Below are 19152 nucleotides of genomic sequence, written 5' to 3' on the forward strand. Positions count from 1 at the left end.
ACGGCGTACGGGAAGGGAGCCGCTACGGGAAGGGATGCGGGGCGGGGTGGAGTCCGGCGGCGCCCAGCGCCGCGTGCGTCCGGGGCATGTGACGGGCCCGCTGCCGGGACCAGCCGAAGTCGATGGGCAGGAGTCCGGGCACCAGGACCTTGACGGTGTGCAGACCGAGCGCACGCTGCTCCGGCAGGGTCTGGTCGACCACCACCACGTCGAAACCCGCTGCGGTCACCGCGCCCACGGCGCGCAGCAGGTCCTCGCGCAGGTCCGTGGCGGCGGTGGCGCCGTCGGCGTCGGGCCACGCGAGGTCGGCGACCGCGAGGGGAGGCAGGGGGTCCCGCTGTCGCAGCAGGAAGTCGGCGTGCCGGCCCATCTCCGGGACGCCGTAGACCAGCGGGTGGTCGTGGAGGGTGGTGACCAGGTCGAAGTCGGCGGCCATCGCCCGCAGCCGTGCCTCGTCGCGCCGGGTCCGGCCGACGAGGTTCACGGAGTCGGTGGCGATCTCGGAGAGCGCGGAGTCGAGCGCCGACTCGGGGTCGAGTCCCGCGCCCGCTCCGAAGCACATGCGGCCCACACCCCCGTCGAACCGCTCGGCGCACGCGGTGACCACCGGGACCGGAAGGTCCGCCCGGGTGTCGAAGAACCGCGCCCGGTACCCGTACATGGCCAGCCGGTCGACCATGTGCCGGGTGCTCGCCCGGGTGCTGGTCGACGGATCGATCTCGCGCAGCGGCACCTGCCCGTACCAGGCGCGCAGGAAGGCGTCCCGCTCGATGACCTCCATCAGGCCGAAGTAGACGGCCTCCTCCGTACTGCCCCCGGACGCGCACCCGTTGGAGCTCTCCTGCACGAACCGGTTCTCCAGGCCCGGCGCGTGGTAGTACGCCAGGATCTCCGGCACCGCCCGCGGCGCCGCGTCGCGCAGCGACCAGCCCCACACCCAGGGGATCTCCCGGTCCGGGGCGAAGGGCCGCACCCGGGGGTTGTCGCGGTGGAACGCGTCCGCGTACAGCCCGGTCTCACGCGGGTCCACCGCCGCCGGGCCGAGGTCGTCGAGTGAAGCCCGGAGACGGGCCGGCCGGGTCCGGGCGCGCATCCCCGCATAGCGCTCGAGACCTTCGAGCACCCCGATGCGCCGGCTGCGCGCGTAGCTGTCGGCGTGGCCGCCCCAGAACGTCTCGCGCAGGTACGCGCCGGAGCGGGACGAGAAGCAGCCGACGGTGGCCGACGTGGTGGTCGAGGCGACGTCGAAGACGACGGACGGGCCGATCGCGCCCCAGTGGGGGTTGGCGAACGCGTCCACGGGCAGCCGGTAGTCCTCGATCCGGCGGACCCGGAAGACGCCGGGCCGGTACTTGGGCGCCGGACGCAGCGTCAGCGTGGCGGCCTCGGCGGTGTCCTCCTCGGGAATCCCGCAGGAAGGGCACTCCGGGTCGGGCACGAGCGGATGGCTCCGCACGGTCAGGGAGTCGAGGTCGATCAGATGGACACGGGGGTACGGGCCGGGCGCCGGTCCGTGTTCCGCGAGCCCCGCGACCAGGGCGGCGACGGCGGTGGCGGCGAAGGGCACGCCGTACGGCCAGCCGCCCGCGGACCGGGTCTCCGACCCGAGTTCGAGCCCCTCGCGCAGGGGCACGGAGCGCACTCCCTGCCAGCGACGCCGGAGACAGGTCGCGCAGCCGGCGCGGTCCGTGCGGTCGGTTCCCCCGGGCGGCGCGGGCCACGGACCGACGATGACCTGCCGCCCGTAGAGGTGCACGGGGAGCGGACGGCCGGCGTCGGTGGAGTTGCGGAGGGGCCCCTGCCCGTCGGTGGTGGCCGCGTACGCGTCCCGCACGCCGAGCGGGGCGACCGTCACGCCCGGCAGGGGGCCGCCCGCTGCGGCCCCGATCTCGTCGAGCGCCGCGCGCAGGGCGGCGGCGAACCGGGACGAGGACCCGGCGCGGGCACCCGCGGCGGGTGCGACGGAGGCACCAGAGGAATCGGAGGCGCGTGAGGTGTTCGGTTGCGGCGGCGCCACGGTCTCAGCGCTCATCGGCGGCCGCCCGGGTGAGCAGGACGCGCACGGTGTGGATGCCCGCCGTCGGCAGGTCGGCGGCGTGGGTCGGTACGACGAAGGCGTCCCGGCCCGTGGCGGCGAGGCGTTCCAGGACGTGGGGCCAGTCCACGGGACCGCCCGGAACCTGCGCGGACTCGACGCCGGTGACCGGCACGACGGCCGCGGCCAGGTCCCGCAGCAGCGGGTCGCCCTCGTCCGTGCCCCGCCCCTCCCCGGCGAGCTGGACCTCTCCCAGGAGGTCCCGTACCGCGTCCACGGCGGCCGAAGTCAGGTCCAGAGCGGCGCCGACGGCCCAGCGACCGGGGTCCGTGTCGCCTGCCGCCGTCCTCGCCAGGACGACCGACGCTCCGGAGTGCGCCCGCTCGCCGAGGTCGAGCAGCTCGACGGTGAGGCCGAGCAGAGCGGCCGACCGGAGGAGGAACGTCGTCTCCGGGTCCGCGCCGAACACCTCGGGTGCGATCGGGGTGGTGTCACCGGACCCCGTCACCGCCCGGCGCAGGGCGTCGTGGGCGAGGGCCGAAAGGAGTCCCGCGGCCGCCGCCTCCGGGAGGTCCGAGCCCGCCCCGGCTCCCGCCCTGGTCGGCTCGAAGCGACGGTCGGCGTTGTCCGGGCCGAAGGGACGCACGGCGCCGGTGGGCACCCGTACGACCTCCTTGCCGAGGAGCGAGGTGGCCGGGGTCCAGTGCGTCGCACCGCCCGAGCCGCCCGTGCCCGACGCGATGGTCAGGGCGTCGGGGGACACCGGCGGCAGGGCGTCGAGCGGGTCCGCGAAGACGGCGGCCGGGACCACGTGTTCGGCGTAGACCACCGCCGCCGCGTTCAGCGCCCGTAGCCGGGCACCGGCCGTGTGGTGCACGTCGAAGGCCGTGATCGTACGGGTGCCCCGCGCGCCCAGCCCGAGGACGACCGAGCCCACCTTGAGGGGTGTCTGCGTCAGCGGTTCGTCGGCGTACGACGTGAAGACCCCCGTGAAGGGGCGGACGAGCGCCGAGCGCCGCTCCAGCTCGGCGAGCGGTCCCTGGGCGGCGTCGTCGTCGGGGGCGGTGGCGACCGTCGGCAGGAACGCCGGACGCGCCGGCGCCGACGTCACGTCGACCGGCTCGGGCAGGCCCGCGGCGGACGAGCAGAACGGACAGCGCGGGTGGGCGAGCAGCGGTTCCGACGCGACGTCGAGGCTGGCCATGGACTGGACGAGCACCCGGTCCCGGGTCTCGGCCGGCAGGGCCTCGGTGACCAGCCGGAACACCTCGTACCCGAGGAGGTTCCCGAGCATCGCCGCGAGCGGCCCGGCCGGCCGGAGGCCCGGCGTACCGGTGCCGAGGGCGAGACCGCTCCACAGCTCGGCGGCGTCCGAAGCGGCCGCGCCGCCGGCCGCGCCGAGCCGGAGCGCGGCACAGGACCAGCAGGACGCCGAGTCCGCGGTCGTCGCCGGGCCGACGACGGCCGACCCGCCGAACGTCCAGGCGGGCAGCAGCGTACGACCCCGCGGCACACCCTCCCGCAGCAGCGGCAGCACGAGCCCCGGTACGTCGGACCCGGCGGCGGCCACCACGACGTCGTACCCCTCGTACGCCGACCAGGCCTTCCGGCCGCGGTCCGTGTCCCGCCCCGGCAGCAGCGGCAGTTCGACGGGGCAGCCCTCCGCGGCGAGGGCGGCGGCCTCCTCGCGCACGGCCGCGAACTCCTCCGGCGTCACACCGGCGCGGCCCTCGGCGAGCGAGCGTTCGACCCCGACGGCGGCGCAGCCGTTCCGGACGAGGGAGAGCACGCACCAGCGGGCCACCGGGCCGTCGCCGAGGACCGCGACCCGGGTCTCCCGGAAGCGAGCGAAGCGGCTCGCGGCGGCGTCGGCGTAGTGATCGATGTACGCGATCTGCGGGGCGAAGCGGGCCGCCGCCTCCGGAGAGGGGGTGGGCCCGGCGGCCGTCTCGTCCGGCGCCGGTACGGGGCGGGCGAAGCCGCGCCCGTAGAGCGCCTGCACCAGCTCGCCCACCATGGCCTTCTGCGTGTCGCCGAACCCCGCGCAGATCTCCTCGACCGCTCTGCTGCCGTCCAGGTACGGCATGAGGAGCGTGGCGAAGCGGTAGCCGGACCTGGCGGTGAGCTGGAAGCCGCCGTCGGCGTTGTGGAAGATCACGCCGTCGGGGGTCTGGGTGAACAGGACATCGCGACGGACCCGGGGCCGGGTTCCGGCGATCTCCGCGTACGACGTAAGGGTCATGCGTGCGTCACACCTCTCGTAACGGGGTGGGTCGGGCGTGCCGGGTACGGCGAAGGGGGCGCGGGGGAGGGAAAGGAGCCCCCGTCGTCACCTCAGGGCGGCGGGCCTGGTCCCGTCCAGCTGCGGGAACTCCCCGTGCCGGGGCGGGCGCAGCAGCGCGGGGGCGTGGCCGGCGGAGGAGCCGGCCGCACGGCGGGCGTGCGCCCGCAGCAGATCGTGCGTCCAGAACGCGCCGGGCTGCCCCTCCTCCAGGAGACCCGCGTCGAGGAGACGCTCCATGACCTGCTCCGCCGTGTCCTCCGGAAGACCGAGGAGCCGGGCCGCCCCGGAGGTGGTGAGCGGGTGGTGGGGTGACGCGGCGAGGCGCAGATGAGCCTCGGCGAGCGGCGGAGGGAGCCGCTTGACGGCCTCGTCGAGCCGCTGCGGCACCGACATCCGGGGATCGTCGGCGAGGCTGAGCCGGCCGACGGGGTCGTGCCGGAGCCAGTCGGCGTAGTCGGCGAGGCGCAGCCGGGGCCGGGTGAGCAGCCGGGCCGCGGCGATCCGGAGAGCGAGCGGATGGTGGCCGCAGGCGGCCGCGAGGGGGAGCGTCGCGGTGGGCTCGGCGGCGATCCGCTCCCGGCCGAGGACGGCGGTCAGCAGCGCCTGTGACTGCTCCGGATCGAGGGAGCCGAGCCGGTGCACGGTGCCGCCGTGGGTGGCGACGAGCGCGGCGAGCCCCATCCGGCTGGTGACGATCGCCGCGCCGCAGGCGTACGCGGTCAGCAGCGGGCGGACCTGATCGGGGTGGACGACGTCGTCCAGGACGAGAAGGGAACGGCTCCGGCCCCGGCCCCGGCCGGTTCCGGGCCCCGCGGGGAGCGCGCTGCGGAGCTCGTCGGCGGCCTCCTCCGCCGGGCGGGGGCTGCCGTCCGGACGGGTCAGCGGCACCAGGAGGCAACCGTCCGGGAAATGACGGCCCACCAGATGGGCGACGTGCAGGGCGAGGGCGGTCTTGCCGATGCCGGGAGCTCCGGAGAGGACGGCGAAGGGTGCCCGCTCGGTGTCACCACCGGGTCTCTCGCTCGTCAACAGACGCACCAGGGAGTCGACTTCGTGCTCCCGTCCGGTGAACCCGGGGACGGAGGGTATGGGCGCGGGCGGGAGCGGCGGCGGCGAGGGGACCGGGGCGGCGAGGGAGCCCCGGTCGGCGGAATCCGGAGAGGTCGGAGGGGCCGGAGAAACGGGAGGGGCCGGAGAGGCTTGAGAGGTCAGAGAGGTCAGAGAGGTCAGAGAGGTCGGAGAGGTTGGAGAGGTTGGAGAGAGCAGAGAGGTCGGAGAGAGCGGCGAGTTCTGAGGGTCCTGAGGGCCCTGAGGGCCCTGCGCCTGAGGGGCCGCGGTCCGTTCCGTCGGTGCCGCCCGTCTTCGTGTCACCTCGACGCCGCCGAGGTCCTCGCCCCGCAGGATCGCCAGCTCCAGGCGCCGGAGTTCGGCCCGCGGATCGACGCCCAGCCGTTCGCGCAGATGGCCCTTGATCCTTCGGTACTCCGCGAGCGCCTCGGTCTGCCGGCCCGTCCGGTACAGGGCCTCGATCAGTTGCTCGGCGAACCGCTCGTGGGCCGGGTATACGCGCGTAACCTCCCATAGATCAACGAGTGCTTCGCGACATCGGCCGTGCTCCAGTTCGATGTCGCAGACCCGCTCGAGCACCCTCAGCCGTTCCTCCGCGAGCCGGGGCACCTCGTCGCGGTGCAGCAGGTCGGAGGGGACGTTGGACAGCAGGCCGCCCTGCCACAGGGCGAGCGCGCTGCGCAGCGTGTACAGCTCGGAGTCGTTGCCGGCCGCGGCGGCCCGCTCGACGAGCCGACGGAAGTGGAGCAGGTCGAGCGTCTCGGCGTCGGCGTCGATGCGGTAGCCGCCGGCGACCGCGACGACGGCCTGGTGCTCGATGCCGTACTTGGCGAACAGCCGCCGCAGACGCAGGACACAGCTCTGCAGGGCGGTCTTGGCCGTCGTGGGGTGTTCCTCGCCCCAGACGATGTCGCGCAGGCGGTCGGTGGAGACGATCGAACCCGGCCGGATGAGCAGTGCGGCGAGCAGCGCCGTCGGTTTGGAGGGCGGGAGCATCACGATGTCCCGCCCGTCGGTGACGCTCAGGGGCCCGAGTAAATGGAATCGCACCGTCGTGTTCGCCTTCCTCGTCCGCTCGTGCCGGGTGGGCCCTACGGTCGGCCGGAGTCGTGCGGCCGGGGGCGGGAGGTCGGGGGCCGGGCGGGTGCAGCGGGCATGGCGAACCACCGGGGAAGGCAGAGGGAGGCACGGGGGAAGGTGCGACGCGCTGGGCTGCTGCGGCCGCGGAAGCGGCCTGGGTGGGGGCGAGGGCGTGGGTGACCCCGGTCGGCGTCAGGGTCAGGAGGAAGGTACAGCGGCGGTGCCGGGGAGGGGACGGGGCGGGACCCCTTCCGGACATCTGCCGGTGCGTGGTTGACGGTGCGGTCCGGGGCGTGCAGCGTGGTGGGAGTGCGCGGGCCAGGGAGAGCGTTGATGAGGTCATGACACTCTCTGTCCGTTATGCGGACGACCGTCAGGAACGAGCCGCCGCCCTCGGGAGACCGTCGACGGAGTACGCCCGACGCAAAGAATGGCCACTTTCCGACCGTCCGACATCGGCACCGGTGGCCGTGAACGGCGGCGGCCCGGGACGCCGCCGGGGTCGGGGTCTCACCGCCCCCGTGCCGTTGCCGGGTCCGTGCCCCGTGACCAGCGTGAACGACGCATCTCGACGGAACGTCCCCTATGCGAACGGCGGATGAGCCGCGACCGGTCGCCGTCGGAGGTCCCGTCCCGTCGCCGGCCGCGAGGCGGGCCTGGTGACTTCCGGCCAACGCGACGGGAACCCTCGGAGGCGCTGACGGTCCACCGCGTCCGCCGGCGGCCTTGCTCCGCACGGCGCCGCCGCCCCGCGAACGGGGTGCGATCAGCGTGTGATCAGCGTCACGCGCGCCCTCCGTGATGATTCCGGACCGGCTTCCGCTTGATCATCCGGCGAATCACGCCGCTTCGAAGGGGAAGGGTGATCACGTATGGACCGCGAAATCCTGAAGCTGTCCGCGGCCGACATGGGGCGTCACGCAGCCGAGTTCGTGGCGCGTGCCACCACGAGGGCGAGGCTTCCGCTGGACTACACCGCGGCGAGCCTGCGCGTCGTCGACCGGCTCATCGACGGTCTCCGGCAGGGCGGCGCAGGACGGGAGGACGTGGCCGGGCCCCTGATCGGCATCGGCGCCTACGTCGGCGAGGTGCTGGTGCGCGAGGCGGGCGCGGTCTGGATCGACATCCCTCCGGAGCACCTGCTCCGGTCCGTCTTCACCCACCCCGTCGGGACACGGATGCCGGACGGCCGGGTGTGGAACCCGCTCGGCCGGACCGTGAACCGTTTCGAGATCGGACCGCAGGAATCCCTCCAGACCTACTTCCTCACCCTGCACGGCCGACGGCCGCCACGAACCCGCAGACGGCCGGTCCGGGCACCGGACGGCCTGGCGGCGGGCCTCTGCTGACGGTCTGACAGGATGACTTCCTTCCGGTGGACCGCGGCAACCGGAGGTTCGTGAACGTACCGGTGGCGAAGAGGATCGTGTGGACGAGGGGACGGGGCGCACGCCCACCACGGCACGCGACTCCGCACTCGGCTCGGCCGTCGCACGGGCGCAGGAGGGCGACGAGGAGGCCTTCGCGTACGCGTACCGGGCCGTCTACCCCGGGCTCCTCGGCTACCTGAGGGGCATCGTCGGCGAGGACGCCGAGGACGTGGCATCAGAGGCCTGGCTGGAGATCGCCCGCGACCTCGGCCGGTTCCGCGGCGACGGCATCGGCTTCCGCGGCTGGACCGCGACCATAGCCCGGCACCGGGCACTCGACCATCTGAGGCGGGTTCGGTCCCGTCCCCGGCCGGCCCTGCTCGAACAGGACGTGCTCGAACTTCCTGCCGCCGCCGACACGGCGGGGGACGCCCTGGAGGCCCTCTCCACGGAACAGGCCCTCGCGCTGGTCATGGGCCTGCCTCGGGAGCAGGCCGAAGCCGTGCTGCTCCGGGTCGTCGTCGGCCTCGACGGGCCGACGGCCGCCCGGGTTCTGGGCAAACGCCCCGGTGCGGTACGGTCCGCCGCACACCGGGGACTGAAGCGGCTGGCCCGGGAACTCAGGGGAACAGGGAGGTGATGGGATGCCCGACGAGCATCGGTACGAGGGTCTGGAGCGGTCTCTGCGGTCCGCGCTGCGCGGCGACCGGCAGGCGACGGCCACGGCCACCACGGAGGGGGGCGTGACGGGCGGCGTCGCTGCGGGCGGGACGGCCGGGGAAGCGGCCGGTGGGGCGGAGGCGAGCGCCCGAGCCGCCTTCCGGGCCGCGCGTGACGCCGGCCTGCACGTCCCCGGCCGAACACGCCGGACGCGCCGCCGCGACGACTGGACTCCCGGCACCGCGCGGCGACTTCGCCGTCGCTCCCTGAGGACCGCCCTGGCCGCGGCGCTCGCCAGCGTGACGCTGGGCGGTGTGGCCATCGCCGCCGTGGACCTGCCCAGTCCCTTCGCGGACGAGCCGGCGCCTGCCCCGACGACCCCCGTCCCCACGCTCGGCGGGACCACCGCTCCGGCGGCCGGCACGACGACCCTGCCCGGTGCGGCGACGTCAGCGCCGCTGTCCCTGAGCCCGTCCACACGGCCGGCGAAGGACCCGGGCCAGGGCGGGGAGCACGGGAAGAGGCGTGGGCCGGACGACGGCGTCGGGAACGGCTCGAAGAACGGACCGAGGAAGGGGCAGGGAAGCGGGTACGGGAGCGGCCACGCGTACGGCCGCGGGAGCGGACCGGAGAAGGGACAGGGAAGCGGATACGGGAGCGGGTACGGGAGCGGATACGGGTACGGGAGTGGCCACGCCTACGGCCGCGGGAGCGGACCGGAGAAGGGCCCGAAGCCCGCGTCGAGCCGCGCACCCACCGACGCACCGCTCGACGCACCCGACGCACCGACCGACGCGCCGAAGAAGGGGCCGAGGAACGACCCGGGCCGCGACAGGCCCTGACGTTCCGCCGCCCTCGTGTCGGGACGCCCCCGTGCCCTCGTCGACCGGGTGACGTCCGGGCGATTGCCGCAGTTCGCGCCCCTGGGTCGGCGGTCGGCGGGGATACGGTCCGCTGCATGGAAGGTGACCGGGGCGTGGAACGCGAACGTGGTGGGGAACGCGATCGTGGCACGGAGGGTGACGCCGGCGGGCAGGGCGACCCCCAGGGCTGGCTGCGGTGTCTGCTCGCCGGAGCCGTGTTCGTCGTGTGCATGGCCGGCACCACGCTGCCGACCCCGCTCTATCCCCTCTACCAGGAGAAGTTCGGGTTCTCCGAGCTGACGGTGACCGTCGTCTACGCCGTGTACGCCTTCGGGGTCATCGGCGTGCTCCTCCTCGCGGGCAACGCCTCGGACACCGTCGGCAGACGCCCGACCCTGCTCTGCGGCCTGGGGTTCGCGGCGGCGAGCGCCGTGTGCTTCCTGCTCGCCGACGCCCTGGGCTGGCTGTACGCGGGCCGGCTCCTCTCCGGCCTGTCCGCAGGTCTCTTCACCGGCGCCGCCACCGCGTACGTCATGGAGCTCGCCCCGCGCGGCGGCGGGTCACGGGCGACGCTCGTGGCCACGGCCGCCAACATGGGAGGGCTCGGCTGCGGGCCGCTGCTCGCGGGACTCCTCGCGGAGTACGCCCCCGACCCCCTGGTCCTGCCGTTCGCCGTGCACCTCGGCCTCGTGGCGATCTCCGTCGGCGTCCTCCTGTGGCTGCCCGAGACCGTACGCGATCGGCGCGGCGTGGCCGCCGTACGGCCGCAGCGTCCCGCGCTGCCGCCGCAGGTGCGGGCCGTGTTCGTGCCGGCGGCCATCGCCTCGTTCGTGGGGTTCGCCCTCTTCGGGGTGTTCACCTCGGTGAGCCCCGCGTTCCTCGCCCGGTACCTGCACGTCGACAACCACGCCGTGAGCGGCCTGATCGTGGCACTCGCCTTCTTCGCCTCCACGGCAGGGCAGCTCGCCGTCGACCGCGTCGGGGTGGCGCGCTCGCTGCCCCTGGGCTGTGTGGTGCTCTTCGGCGGTCTCGTCCTGCTCGGAGCGGCGCTGTACACGGACCTTCTGGCGCTGGTCGTCCTGTCCGCCGTGGTCGGCGGTGTGGGCCAGGGCCTCGCCTTCCGCGCGGCCCTGGCCTCCGTCGCGGCCGCGGCGCCGCCGGACCGGCGCGCGGCGGTGATCTCGACGCTGTTCGTGGTCGCGTACACCGGCATCTCGATCCCGGTGATCGGTGTGGGGGTGCTGGCCGATCCGCTGGGTCTGGAGGGGGCGGGGCTGGTCTTCATCGCCTGCATGCTGGTGCTCGTCGCCTCCGCCGCCGCCTATCTGATCCGGCGTCCGGTGCCGGCGAAGGGACCGTGACCGGCCGGGCAGGCCGGCGGCGACGACCCCCGCCCTCGTGTCGGAGGAACGCAGACGTCTCCCGCCGTGTCCGACGGGACGATGACCTCCGCCACCGCGTCAGACGGCGACGAAGACGTCCCCCGCCGTGTCGTGGAGGACGAATCCGTTGTCGAGCCGGACGCGGACCCGCACCGGGATCTCCGCCTCCTGGTACGCGATCCACGCCGGTTCCAGGGTGGCGACCTGCTCCTCCAGCTGCGCCCTGCTCCCCGGCGGCATCTGGTGGCCGAAGTCGTCGAGGAGCGACTTGAGGCGTGCGTACTCGCGGACCTCCGCGCTCTCCCGGCGGTCGTCGTCCACCTCCTCGACGGTGCCCTCGGTCCCCGCCGCCAGGGCAAGGAAACCCACGGCGGCGGGCACCTCCGCCGGGGCTGCCCCGGCCAGGACGACCTGACCGGTCAGGGCGAGCTCCACCGCCAGCTGTACGCGCCGGCCCACTTTCAGCGTCATCGGTCCTTCGTCTCTCCGCTCGGCCGGGCCCCGACCGCGTACGTCCGCGGAACGGCCCGGGGTGCCATTGTCCCGGGCCGCTCCGGTGCGCACGGACGGGGGCTCGCCGCCCACCCCCGCGCCTCCGCGGATCAGCAGGCCGGAGGCGTCGTGCCGCCCACCGCGATGCGCAGGTCCGCGCCCTGGGGGCCCACCGAGCACACCGTGACGGCCGCGTCGGCGTCCTCGTCGACCAGCGTCCTGCCCGCCGCCAGCGGCGCGTCGTCGGTGGTGGACGTGGCCGGGGTGGCGTCCACGAGCCGGTTCCTCACGGTGCCGCCCATGGTCACGATACGGACGATCACGCCGTTGACCAGGGGGTCGGTGGCGGCGTAGTCGTCGTAGGGCGGGGTGGCCCGCCGGTACTCCAGGGACAGGAAGCCGCCGTCGGGGCGGGCCACGCGCAACTCCTGCGTGCCGCTCTCGCCCAGCACGCCCAGCTGATGGCTCCCGGTGGCGGTGACACGCGGCACCTGGGAGTCCGGCACCCAGCCGGCGAACTGCCGGTAGTCGGCCGGGTAGAGGTGCATGCCGCCGCCGCCCATGGTGTCGGTCGGGTCGTCGCCCCCGGCGACCGTGCACGCGCCGCTCACGGTCGTGACGCTGCCCGCGACCGGGCAGGCCTTGAGCGTGTCGGAGTGCTGGAAGCCCGAGGAGTGGCCGAACTCATGGGTCCACATCCATGTCTTGTGCCCGACGCCGTTGGAGAGGATCCAGTTGCCCGGCATGGCGGCGAGCCCCTCCCAGGCACACGCCGAGTGGCGGGAGATGTCGACGAAGAGGTAGTCGTAGGTGTCCGGCTCGACGCCCCGCGCCCGTGCGGCGGCCCGGGCGGCACTCAGGATCGCCGCCGACTCGCAGGCGGCCGGCCGCGCCCCGAGGTCCACACCGGTCAGCATGTCGCCCGTGAGGGAGAGCTGCCCGCCGGACACCTCCTGGAGATACGTCCGGAGGGACGGCGTACCGGCCCCGAGGGTCGCCTGCTCGACGGGCGCGGGATCGACCGGTGCGGCGTCGTTCCAGTGGGTGGCCATCACCAGTGCCCGCTTCTGACCGGTCACCGGACGGGTCGGCCAGCCCGTCGCGAAGGCGGCGGCGTTCCAGAGCCGCATGGAGGTGTACTCGCCGGCGGCGGGGGTGCAGGCGCCGGCCTGGACGGTGTCGTTGCCGCTGAAGGTGCGCAGGCAGTCGCCGAGTCCCGCGTCGGTGCGGTACTTGTTCTTGAGGAGGACGTATCCGTTGCCCTGGTCGACGGCCTTCCACAGGCGCATGGAGGTGTACTCGCCGGCGGCGGGGGTGCAGGCGCCGGCTTGCACGGTGTCGTTGCCGCTGAAGGTGCGCAGGCAGTCGCCGAGTCCCGCGTCGGTGCGGTACTTGTTCTTGACCAGGACGTATCCGTTGCCCTGGTCGACGGCCTCCCACTGACGCATGGAGGCGGACTCGCCCGTCGTCGGGGTGCACGCGCCGACCTGGACGGTGTCGTTGCCGCTGAAGGTGCGCAGGCAGTCGCCGAGTCCCGCGTCCGCGCGGTACTTGCTCTTCAGCGGTTGCGCTTGCTGCGCCTGCACGGACTGTCGTGTCTCCCCGGTCCGTTGCGTCCGCCGCGTCTCCTGGGCCGGTGCCGCGGTCGCCGGCGTGTACGAGAACGCGGAGACAAGCGCCAGAAGGGCGGCCGGTGCGGCCCAGGCTCTCACCGAGGACAGGGGGGCGAACCGTCGTGTCATCTCTCCTCCAGAGGCGTGCTGTCGATGTGCTGTCACAGACGTGCTGTCGGACGGGCGGCGCCCTCAGACGGTCAGGACCTCGCCGTCCGGGAACGTGATCCGGATCAGGTCGTCGTCCCCCCGCTCGCAGTGGATCGCCGCGCGCAGTGCCTCGGGGTGCACGGCGTCCCGGGTGAGGACGACCAGCGTCACCTGCACGCGCGCGCGTGCGGGGTGCCCGGGGGCGACCGGACCCGAGGCGAGGAGGTACGGCGTCGCCGAGTGCGGACCGAACGCGTTGGCCTCGACCTCGCGCGCGGTCTCGCCCTCCTCGTCCCAGCCGTGGAGGCCCACCACCGCGCTCGTGAGCCCCGCCGCCGTCCGCGCGAGCGCCCAGCCCGGGCCCCTGAGGACCTGCGGCGGCGTGACGTCCGCGACCGCGTACCCGCCCTCGCGCACCCGGACCCCCTCGGGGGGACGCACCCGGTGCACGCGGATCTCCCAGGGCCCGTGGAGGAGGCTCGTCGACTCGACGGGGAACTCCTCCTGGTACCCGGGGAGTCGTGCCGTGTGGCGGGACGAGGCACGGCGACCCTCGCAGGACACCGGAACGATGCGGCTCCGTCGCGACGGGGTGCCGTCCGTCGCGAGCAGCGCCAGATGGCCGTCCACGGTGCGCGCCCAGGCGTGGGCCGCCGACTCCGGTGCCGTGGCCGTCGAGTACGCGAACTTCGCGTAGTGCGGGTCGTCCTCGCCGGGACCGTCGGGCGGATTGTGGTCGCTGCCGTGGTTGACGAGCCTGACGATCCCGTCGTGCGGGGTGCCGTGGAGGAGCCAGCCGGGGGCCGGCAGCGCCGTGTACCGCGTGCCCTCCTCCACCGGAAGGGGCTGCTCGGGCTCCGTCCACACGGGATGGTCCGCGGGCAGCAGCAGTCCCAGGAAGGCCTTGCTCGCCCAGTACGGGGACGCCGGTCCCGAGTACGGCTGGGTCGTCGGCAGATGGGTGCCGTACCACCCCAGGGGCAGCAGTCCCCGCTCGTCCGGCACGCCGCGCTCCACGAAGTGCCGCGCCGTTCCGGACGCGAGGCGCCGGGTGAGACCGGGGGCCAGCGGGGTGCAGTCGGCGAGGGCGCCGAGCCACACCGGCGCCGTCGCGGCGAACCGGTACGCCAGGGAGCGCCCCTGATGGACGGGGGCCCCGTCGGCGCCGAAGAACTCCGGGTACGTGGACAGGAACAGGGCCAGCCGCTCCCGGTAGACCGCGCCCCTGCCGCCGTCCCCGTCCGGCCCGGCCATCCGGGCCCACAGCATCGGGTACAGGTGCATGGCCCAGCCGATGTAGTAGTCGAAGTTGCGGCCGTCGCCGTCGGTGTACCAGCCGTCGCCGACGTACCAGTCCTCGATCCGCTCCAGGCCGCCCTCGATGTCCTCCCGGCGGTGCGGCGCGCCGACGGAGGCGAGGAACTGCTCCGACACCACCTGGAAGAGACGCCAGTTGTTGTCCCAGGTGCGGGCCCCCACGAAGCCCGAGAGCCACTCGACCACCCGCTCCTGGACCGAGGCGTCGAGCGTGTCCCAGATCCACGGGCGCGTCTCGTGCAGGCCGATGGCGACGGAGGCCGCCTCCACCATCTGCTGCGAGCAGTCGGTGAGCACCGGCCACGCTTCGGGTCCGTCACGCAGAGTGCCCGCTGTCAGACCCCGCGTATACCTTTCGATGAGGTGCGGGTCGACCTTTCCGTCCGCGCCGGCGATCCGGAAGGAGGCGAGCAGGAATGAGCGTGCGTACCCTTCGAGGCCGTCCGAGACGACGCCCGACCAGCTGGTGCGGCCGGGCAGGCGGTACTGCGCGAACCCGGGGGTGGCGTACGGGACGAGGGCCTCCAGCTGCCGGTCGGCGAGCGCCTCCCAGTGCGCCCGCGTCCAGCCGGTCCGGGGGGACAGGACGCGGTCGGTCGGCGGCAGGCGCAGATGAGGGGCGGGCGCGGGCAGGGGTGCGGGCGGGGACGGGGGCACGAGGGCTCCTTTCGGGGGCCGGACGCGGGGCCGGACGGTCACTGGACCAGGTCGGCCGTGTGGCTGTGGCCCCGCGAACCGCCGACCCGGACCGTGAGCACGGTGCGCCCGCCCGGTGCGACGGTGACCGTGTCGTCGGCGCGGACCACGCCGCGGACGCGGAAGGGGAGTGCGACGGTGAGCTCCGTGCCCGTACGCCCGGGGTCGGCGACCGCCACCGACACATGACGCCCGGTCCGTCGTACCAGCACGGTGCCGGGGCCCGACGAGGAGAGCCCGCCCGCGGTTCCGGCCTGCCAGAAGTGCGCGGCGAGCAGACCGTGCCGGTGGGCCTCGACGGCCTGCGCGGTGGCGTTGTTGGCGATCACGACGACGGGACGGGAGAGCGACCAGACGCCGGTCGCGACGGCGCTCGCGCCGGGGAGCAGGACGTAGGAGTAGGACGCGGACGAGGGGGAGGGGCCGTGGTCGAACCAGAGGGTGAGGTAGCGACGGGTGACGGGGGTGCTGCCGCCGCCGGTGTCCGCGCCGGTGTTGAGCGCACGCCACGTGCCGGTGCGTTCCTCGCGGAGCGCGTTCAGCGAACCCGGCGTGGCGGTGTCACCGCGGGGCGGGCGGGGGAACACGAAGCCGCCGTAGCCCTCCAGATGGGCCCAGCGGGCGTCCGACAGGTCGGCCCGCCGGCCCTGTTCGTCGGGCTGCCGGCGGCCGTCGACGGTGAAGCGCTGCCGCCCGTCGGCGTGCAGGTTCCGGTTCTCGACGACGGTCTCGACGGTCCGGCCGTCGCTCGCCGTGATGTCCGCGCCCAGCGCCACGACGGCGTTGTCGAGGAAGAACCACGCCTTGCGGGCCCGCAGCGTGCTGTCCTGGGCGGCCAGTTCCATGGCCGCCGCGCCGAACCGGCCGTCGAGCGCGGCGCCGCCCGCCACGGCGTTCGTGGGGCGGTACGTGCCGGTGCCGGGGCCCGTCCCGAGATCCGCGCGGGGGCGGGTGTCCACGGTCGTGCCGGGCAGGCGGTACGGGTCGACGGTCGGCCAGAAGCCGTCGCCGAAGGAGGAGGGGTCGTCGCCGTCGTACAGATAGGTCATGCCGTCCCCGGTGTACCAGCCGTGCAGGTTCTCGCCGTTGCCCGCCTCGTACGCGGCGATGCGCCGCGACGACAGGGACAGCGCGCAGGCCCAGCCCGGCCGCCGGTGCACGACCCGGTCCATGTCGGCGAGGACCACGTGCCCCGTCGGCCGCCCGGCCGGCCGCACCGCGGGGTCGGCGAGGACGGCCTTGGCACGCGCGAGCGCCGGAATGCCCACGAGTCCCTTGTAGGGAGTCGCCTCGTTGCGGAGGATCCAGCCCTTCGCGAGGGACCGCCAGCGTTCGGCATGGCCGGCCGGGGCGCCCGCGGCGAGCTGGAGGACACGGCTGACGGTGACCGCCCCGTCGTGGTGGTCCCGGGACCGCTCGCGCGACACCGCACGGCCACGGACGGCGTCCATCATCACCCCGTCGAAGACCACCGGGGCGAACGACCGCTCCACCGCCTCGTACAGGACGGTCACCGCCGGATCGGACACCGCCCACTCCGAACCGGCGAGCAGCGCGATGAGCTGTCCCGCACCGCCGAGGAGGACGCTGCCGTACGTCCCCGTGTAGGCGACGCTGCCGTGCTGGACGAACGATCCGTCCTCGTAGAACCCGTCCCCGGACGTGACGTACCGGAAGAGACTGTTGCGCCCCGCGTCCCGTACGTCGGAGAGGCCGTCGCGGGCGAGGGCCAGCGCGGCGGGGTCCCGGGCGAGGAGCCCGCGCAGCGCCACGATGACGGCCTTGTCGGCCCGGTTGGCGCCGGTCTCGGCGAGGGAGGGGATGTTCGTACGGCGATCGGGGTTCGGGCAGAACCGGGCCACGGCGGCGACGTGCGCGGCGAGGTCGGCCGGCGACAGACGGGCCCGCACCAGCACGCAGGTGTCCATCAGCGCGCGGGGCGCGCCGATCTCCCAGAACCACCAGTTGCCGGTCTCGGCGCGCCCCGGGTGGTAGCCGACGGTGCCGAGGAACCGCAGAGACTCCAGGAGGGTGTCGAGCACGTCCTCGCGACCGGTCAGCGTGGTGCCGGGGGTTGCCCAGGCGGTCGCGATCGTGCGCAGTCGCGGATAGCTCTGGCCGAACATGCCGGGGTCCGAGGCGGGGGAGAGGTCGGCCCAGAGCGCCTTCCGGCCCTGAGTGGTGTCGAGCCGCTCCCACCAGGTGGTGGCCTCGGTCTCCAGGGCGGCGAGCGCGGCGGCGAAGTCCGGGTCCGCGGGGTCGAAGGCGCCGCCGGTGAGCTCCTGTTCGGCCCGGGCGAGGAGGAGGCCGTACGGATCGGTGGTGTCCCCGGCCGCCGCCGGCGCGGGTCCGGTCCCTCCGGCGGGCGGTGACGCCGCGGCGGTTCCGGGAAGGAGGGAGAGAACCGGCGTGGCACCGGCGAGGGCGAGCATCTGTCGTCTGGGGAGAGCCATGACCGGTGCGCCTCCTGCTGATCGGGGAGGTGGAAGGGGGAGAGGGGAACGCGCGGGGAAGTGGCAAGGGGAGGAAGGCGAGGGGAAGGGGGCGGGAGGAAGGGGGGAGGGGAAGGGCGGAGGGGAAGGGCGCGTCAGTCGGTGAGGGTCGACGGATCGACCGCCGGCTGCGGCAGTCCGAGCGCCGCCAGCTCCGCGACGCCCTGCGCGTCGATGGGGAAGGCCCACCGGTTGACGAAGAAGTCGGTGAGGTCGCGGCCCGCCACCCGGCTGGCGTAGAGGGCGAGGTAGCGGTACCGCTTGGCGGTCTCCGTGTAGTCCGACGCGGGGTTCTCCTCGCGGACCAGCCGGTGCATCCGGGGCCAGAAGTCGGCGCCGAAGGCGAGTTCCAGCTGGCGCAGCGGGACGAGCTTCTCGTACGCCCCGAAGGACTTCTCGTAGACGAGGCCGGGTCCGCCGAGCCTGGGCAGGGCCGACTGGAAGGGGGTGAGGCCGGTCTTGGAGTCCGGGAGGAGGAGGTTGGACGGCTGTCCGAGCGCGCGCTGCACCGCGAGAGAGTAGATGTTCACCGTGACCTCGGTGAGGCCGGTCGGCTTGTACGCCATCTGCTGGTGGGTGTGGCCGAGTTCGTGGTAGAGCCCCCATCCGCGGGTGCGCAGGCCCTGGACGGTGGTGGCCCGGTCCAGGTAGGCGCGCGGGAAGCCGTTGTAGCCGTGGGTGGCGAAGGCGCCGACCCCGGCGGGGACCACCGACACCTCGGTGAAGTGGAAGGGGCCGGACTTGGGGCGGTGCAGCGGCGAGGAACCGTCGAGGCCGCTGATGTCCTGCTCGGCCTGGATGATCTCTTCGAGGAGCGACAGGAGGGCCGCGTGGTCCTCGCCCCGATGGAGGAGGGCGCCGTCGCGGGTCAGTGTGACGAGGGTGCGCGGACCGTGGAGTTCGACCACCGGCACGTCGGTGAGGGTGTCGAGCCGGTGCTGGAACTCCGCCTCCGTGGTGCGGCCGAGAGCGAAGACGGGGATCGGGCGGGAGCCCTCCTTGAACCGCACGCCGGCCCGCTCGCGGTCCCCCTCCAGGGTGAGGTACACCGGTCCGCCGTGCGGATCGGTCACGGTGTTGCTGCCGGGCCTGAGGGCGTACGGGCGGGGCTCCTTGACCGTCCCGTAGTAGTCCCAGTGGCCGATCCAGAGGGTCGGCAGGAGGCCGTCGAAGGGGAGGACGGTGAACCGCAGCGGGGTGTTCGCGGGGGCGTACCGACCGGTGGGCTGGAACTCGCTCGCCCGCAGGGCGGACGCGAGGCGCAGCCGCTCGGCCTCGGCGGAGGGGCGTGCCGTGAGGGCGACCGTCGGGCCGCCGTGCGCGGCGGCCCGGGCCGTGCCCGCACCCACGGCGAGCGCGGCACCGGCCGCGGTCATCGTGGCGAGGACCGAACGACGGGACGGTGCGGACCTGCGCGAAGAGGAGGGGGAGGGAGGCGAGGGGAGCGAGGGGATCTGCATCGGTGTCGTCTCCTGGGGGCGAGGAGGTGCAGAAGGCGGGGTGTGCATCCCGGAGGCAGCCCGGAGCTCGGCTCGGAACGAGGTGCGAGCCGCACGGCGCGAGGCTCGGGAGCTGCGCGCCAGCATGTAAGCGTTTGCTGTCCGTCCGCAAGGGGTCAGGACGTGTTTCTGTTCGTTACTGCGTCAACGG

General features: G+C 74.2%; 12 protein-coding genes. 4 read left to right on the plus strand and 8 right to left on the minus strand.

Translation table 11 applies throughout. The features are described 5' to 3' along the window. Window positions 1-22 precede the first annotated feature (22 nt). The 3 genes from ACFQ79_RS19395 to ACFQ79_RS19405 form a co-directional block, all read right to left on the minus strand. Window positions 23-2032: a TOMM precursor leader peptide-binding protein gene (locus tag ACFQ79_RS19395; RefSeq protein WP_383584996.1), complete on the minus strand. Its 2010-nt coding sequence runs from the start codon at window positions 2030-2032 to the stop codon at window positions 23-25. Further along, a complete protein-coding gene (locus ACFQ79_RS19400) occupies window positions 2022-4277 on the minus strand; it encodes a TOMM precursor leader peptide-binding protein (protein ID WP_383584998.1) in 2256 nt (751 codons plus the stop codon). The genes ACFQ79_RS19395 and ACFQ79_RS19400 overlap by 11 nt, the downstream gene beginning before the upstream one ends. An 87-nt stretch (window positions 4278-4364) precedes the next feature. Next, window positions 4365-6437: a BTAD domain-containing putative transcriptional regulator gene (locus tag ACFQ79_RS19405; RefSeq protein ID WP_383585000.1), complete on the minus strand. Its 2073-nt coding sequence runs from the start codon at window positions 6435-6437 to the stop codon at window positions 4365-4367. A 902-nt stretch (window positions 6438-7339) separates the two neighbouring features. Between ACFQ79_RS19405 and ACFQ79_RS19410 the strand changes: the two genes are divergently transcribed. The 4 genes from ACFQ79_RS19410 to ACFQ79_RS19425 all read left to right on the plus strand — a co-directional run bounded on the left by ACFQ79_RS19410 (window position 7340) and on the right by ACFQ79_RS19425 (window position 10721). Further along, window positions 7340-7816 (plus strand): hypothetical protein, encoded by a 477-nt coding sequence (locus ACFQ79_RS19410; RefSeq protein WP_383585002.1) that lies wholly within the window; start codon window positions 7340-7342, stop codon window positions 7814-7816. Between the two features lie 79 nt (window positions 7817-7895). Continuing rightward, window positions 7896-8477: an RNA polymerase sigma factor gene (locus tag ACFQ79_RS19415; RefSeq protein WP_383585004.1), complete on the plus strand. Its 582-nt coding sequence runs from the start codon at window positions 7896-7898 to the stop codon at window positions 8475-8477. A gap of 4 nt (window positions 8478-8481) precedes the next feature. Then, window positions 8482-9339, plus strand: coding sequence for a hypothetical protein (locus ACFQ79_RS19420; protein ID WP_383585006.1), 858 nt, complete (start codon window positions 8482-8484; stop codon window positions 9337-9339). A gap of 134 nt (window positions 9340-9473) precedes the next feature. Further along, window positions 9474-10721: an MFS transporter gene (locus tag ACFQ79_RS19425; RefSeq protein ID WP_383585008.1), complete on the plus strand. Its 1248-nt coding sequence runs from the start codon at window positions 9474-9476 to the stop codon at window positions 10719-10721. 99 nt (window positions 10722-10820) lie between these two features. Here ACFQ79_RS19425 and ACFQ79_RS19430 read toward each other — a convergent pair whose 3' ends face one another. The 5 genes from ACFQ79_RS19430 to ACFQ79_RS19450 all read right to left on the minus strand — a co-directional run bounded on the left by ACFQ79_RS19430 (window position 10821) and on the right by ACFQ79_RS19450 (window position 18962). Beyond that, entirely contained in the window at window positions 10821-11213 is a 393-nt protein-coding gene (locus ACFQ79_RS19430) for a hypothetical protein (protein ID WP_383585010.1), read from the minus strand. Window positions 11214-11344: 131 nt separating this feature from the next. Continuing rightward, on the minus strand, window positions 11345-12820 hold the full coding sequence (locus ACFQ79_RS19435) for a hypothetical protein (RefSeq protein ID WP_383585012.1): 1476 nt from the start codon (window positions 12818-12820) through the stop codon (window positions 11345-11347). Between the two features lie 219 nt (window positions 12821-13039). Continuing rightward, the gene (locus ACFQ79_RS19440) at window positions 13040-14971 is read right to left on the minus strand and encodes a DUF2264 domain-containing protein (protein ID WP_383585014.1); all 1932 of its coding nucleotides are present in this window, start codon (window positions 14969-14971) and stop codon (window positions 13040-13042) included. A 38-nt stretch (window positions 14972-15009) separates the two neighbouring features. Continuing rightward, window positions 15010-17463, minus strand: coding sequence for a polysaccharide lyase 8 family protein (locus ACFQ79_RS19445; protein WP_383585016.1), 2454 nt, complete (start codon window positions 17461-17463; stop codon window positions 15010-15012). A 134-nt stretch (window positions 17464-17597) separates the two neighbouring features. After that, window positions 17598-18962 carry a M60 family metallopeptidase gene (locus ACFQ79_RS19450; protein WP_383585018.1) on the minus strand — a complete coding sequence of 455 codons (1365 nt, stop codon included), beginning with the start codon at window positions 18960-18962 and terminating at the stop codon, window positions 17598-17600. Between the last annotated feature and the right edge of the window lie 190 nt (window positions 18963-19152).

It is taken from the genome of Streptomyces sp. NPDC056480, from assembly GCF_042795405.1.
Taxonomy (GTDB): Bacteria; Actinomycetota; Actinomycetes; order Streptomycetales; family Streptomycetaceae; genus Streptomyces.